The sequence below is a fragment of the Sporosarcina sp. ZBG7A genome (assembly GCF_000813425.1).
Taxonomy (GTDB): Bacteria; Bacillota; Bacilli; order Bacillales_A; family Planococcaceae; genus Sporosarcina.
In genome coordinates this window covers 1-3,501 of the sequence record NZ_JWIB01000040.1, presented here as the reverse complement: position 1 = coordinate 3,501, position 3,501 = coordinate 1, and the positions used below count along the sequence as shown (strand labels likewise).

The following is a 3,501-nucleotide window of genomic DNA, read 5'->3' as shown; positions in this document are numbered from 1 at the left end:
ACAAATATTATAGAACCATAAAAAAAGAGCTGCCTAAGCAGCCCTCTCCTCATTTCTTCTTTTCCTCTTTCTTTCGCTCAATCACCCAACCGTCCATCGGTGCGACGATAAACGCAACGATGATTAATCCTATTAATACAATGAATGGTGCGTAAAATATGATGAAGTCTTCCACACGATCGCCCCCTTATGCATGATAATCACCTTTGCCGCGCACGTAGTCTTTATCAAACAAGAATAGGCGCATGACTAGGATCAGTGACGGGATGAGTAGGCAGAGCCCGAGTATGAATACGACGATGAGCGAGATTGCCATTGCTGGATTTGTGAAGCTGTCGTAAATCGTCAAGTACGGGTAGAGCAAATATGGATAGTGTGATGCCCCGTATCCATAGAATGCAAATGCGAATTGGCCAGCGAGCATTGTGAACGCCCAACCGTATTGACGCTTTGTATAGAGTAAGAATACTGTCCCTACAAACAATAGGAAGGAAATCAGGAACATCGGCCAGAAGTTTTGGATGTTGTTATAGTGTTCTGGCTGATACTTTTTGAGCTCGTAAATGATCCCTCCTGCAGCAATCATCGTCGGAAGTGACCAAGTGAGTGCATACCTTCGTAGTAAACCTGCTGCTTCAGTGTCACGTGCTTTGTTGGCATACCACGTGAGGAATACTGCTGAAATATATAATGTTGCTGAAATACTAAGCACAACGATGGACCAGGTTAGTGGGCTTGTGAACAGCTTCCAATAGTCGAGTACTGGATTGCCGTCAACGAGTTCGATGAATCCACCTTCGGAAATCGTCAACACAATCGACAGTGATGCTGGAATAAGCAATCCTGCTAAGCCATACATGAACGAGTATCCCTTGTGTCCGCGGGATCCATACGTTTCAAACGCGTAATAGGATCCCCGAATTGCCAGAAGAATTACTCCGAAACTTACAGGCACGAGCAAAGTCGTTCCGTAATAGAACGCCGTTTTCGGAAAGAACCCGATGATTCCAACGAAGAAGAACACGAGAAAGACGTTGGTAATTTCCCATACTGGGGACAAATAGCGCTGAATGACTTTTGTAAGGACGCGCTGCTTTCCGGTTATCAAGCTGTATGCATTGAAAAATCCTGCACCGAAGTCGATGGCTCCAACCATAATGTAGCCAAATAAAAACGTCCAAAGTACGGTGATTCCGAGTATCTCAAGGTTCATCGTACATCACGTCCTTTCATAGCATGACGGTCTTCCAGTTCTTTCTCTACTGGATTACGACGGAACATGCGACGTAGCACAACGATACTTCCAACACCAAGGACGAAATAGAGTAAGCAGAACAGAATGAGCATGGAGTCCACTTGACCACTTGTCGTTGCGGCTTCTGATACTTTCATGATATCTCGCAATATCCATGGTTGACGACCTACTTCTGCAAACCACCATCCAAATTCAATAGCGAGCATTGTAAGTGGCCCCCCGAGAACTATTAGCCAGCGGAACCATTTTGATGCTACGAACTTCCATCCTCTCCACTGCCCTAGAAGAAATACGGCAGATAATAATGACATCCACATGCCGATGAAGACCATCAAGTTAAATAAGTAGTGGATGTAAAGTGGCGGCACTTCATCCTCCGGGAACTGATCCAGTCCAGTAACTTCCGCAAACGGATTGTTCGCTGCGAGTATGGAAAGTCCGTAGGGAATTTTAAGTGCGTATTTGACTTCATTGTCCTCTGTAAGAACTCCCATTAAGATAAGCTCTGCTTTGTCGGTCGTTTCAAAATGCCATTCCGCAGCCGCTAATTTTTCTGGCTGATACTCCGCTAAATACTTCCCTGAAAAGTCGCCGATAATTGCGGCACCTATCGAGAAGATGAAACCGACTTTCATGGTGAGAAATAGAGCTTTTTTGTGATATACATGATCGGATCCCCGAAGTAATCGGAATGCTGCGATTGCCGCTAACACGAATGCCGCCGTCATGAATGCTGTTACGACAACGTGTGCAACTTTTGTCGGCATCGCCGGGTTGAACATCGCAAGCAACGGGCTGATGTTGACAAGTTCACCGTTGAGGATATCAAAACCACGTGGTGCGTTCATGAAAGCATTGACTATTGTGATGAAAACGGCTGAGAACGCTGCTCCGAGTGCTACTGGAATAAGTAGTAGCAAATGCTTTTTCTGGTTTTCAAATCGATCCCACGTGTATAAATAAATACCGAGGAAGATCGCTTCGAAAAAGAATGCGAACGTTTCCATAAATAACGGTAACGCAATGACATTGCCGGCTAATTCCATGAAATTCGGCCATAATAACGAGAGCTGCAACCCTATGGCGGTTCCCGTTACGACACCGACGGCTACAGTGATTACGAATCCGCGTGCCCACCTTCTGGCGAGTAAAATATAATGTTCGTCATTTTTCCGAATACCGACCCACTGGGCTATCATGATCATGAGCGGTACACCGACACCAATGGTCGCATAAATGATATGGAAAGATAATGTCGTTTCGGTTAAGACGCGAGAGAAAAATACTGCTTCTTCATTTCCCATGTGCGTTGCCTCCTTCACTAATAAAGTATCCCGCTATTTGTTGGTTTCTATCCAAATAATCGCCCAACAATCGAGAGTAGCATTATGCCCGCAACTCCAAATGCTAACCACATGAGGACTTTTTCCTGTTTTTTGTACATCAGGACACATCCTTTCCGTTATTTCTATACAGTCATCCAACATGATGTACTAAGTACTTTCCCCACTTTGGATTAAATTACGCTTAATCGGGTAAATAAAAGTAAAAGTGTTGTAACGGTTTGTTACTTGAATACTTGAATTATTGTCAATTGTAGTGTATACTAGTACAATTAAGCGAGGTGAACGCAATGAAACTTAAACGGAAAGTACTTGCCTATATTACAAAGGGTGAAGAAGAAGACCGCCAACTTCTTGTGTTCGAGCATAGGGATTTCCCTGAAGCTGGGCTCCAAGTTCCAGGTGGCACGATCGAGAGGGACGAACTACTGATCGATGCTTTATATCGTGAGATTGAGGAAGAATCCGGCATCCAACGCGATGAACTTGTGTTATGTGGTAAACTGCATAAAACGAACTTTTTCCCGAAGGATAAAGATGAAGTACTTGAACGAAACGTTTTCCATTTCGACTATGTCGGAGATCACGAACGTGAGTGGGATTATAAGGTGCATGGTGATGGGAAAGATGAAGGATTGGTGTTCCAATTCAAATGGATCCCTGTTGAAGATCTTCCGAAACTTGCATCGAAGCAAGACCAGGCATTGGAATTTATCGAATAAGAGTTGGTGGTCAGCAACGAGCCTTGAGCTCGTTGTTTTTTTTGTTTGGATGAAGAGTGAATGGAGCGATTTACAGGCGAAATGGAGTGGATATCCTCTTGAGAATCGAGCGCTTGTGAGGAACGAGCGGGTCGCTCGTGGAAACGGGCGGGTTCACTGCCTTGAGATATTTCTCCAAAGT

4 protein-coding genes are annotated in these 3,501 nt (G+C 44.5%); 1 reads left to right on the top strand and 3 read right to left on the bottom strand.

The genetic code is table 11. The annotated features are described in order from the left end of the window. Positions 1-49: 49 nt before the first annotated feature. From RL70_RS18295 to RL70_RS14040, 3 genes are read right to left on the bottom strand one after another with little or no spacing between them, the layout of a single operon-like run. Positions 50-175: a hypothetical protein gene (locus RL70_RS18295; RefSeq protein WP_255352978.1), complete on the bottom strand. Its 126-nt coding sequence runs from the start codon at positions 173-175 to the stop codon at positions 50-52. Between the two features lie 12 nt (positions 176-187). Continuing rightward, positions 188-1,213: a cytochrome d ubiquinol oxidase subunit II gene (locus RL70_RS14045; RefSeq protein WP_039044037.1), complete on the bottom strand. Its 1,026-nt coding sequence runs from the start codon at positions 1,211-1,213 to the stop codon at positions 188-190. Then, the gene (locus tag RL70_RS14040) at positions 1,210-2,559 is read right to left on the bottom strand and encodes a cytochrome ubiquinol oxidase subunit I (RefSeq protein WP_039044036.1); all 1,350 of its coding nucleotides are present in this window, start codon (positions 2,557-2,559) and stop codon (positions 1,210-1,212) included. The genes RL70_RS14045 and RL70_RS14040 overlap by 4 nt, the downstream gene beginning before the upstream one ends. A 329-nt stretch (positions 2,560-2,888) precedes the next feature. Between RL70_RS14040 and RL70_RS14035 the strand changes: the two genes are divergently transcribed. Continuing rightward, positions 2,889-3,320, top strand: coding sequence for an NUDIX domain-containing protein (locus tag RL70_RS14035; protein ID WP_039044035.1), 432 nt, complete (start codon positions 2,889-2,891; stop codon positions 3,318-3,320). Positions 3,321-3,501: the final 181 nt, after the last annotated feature.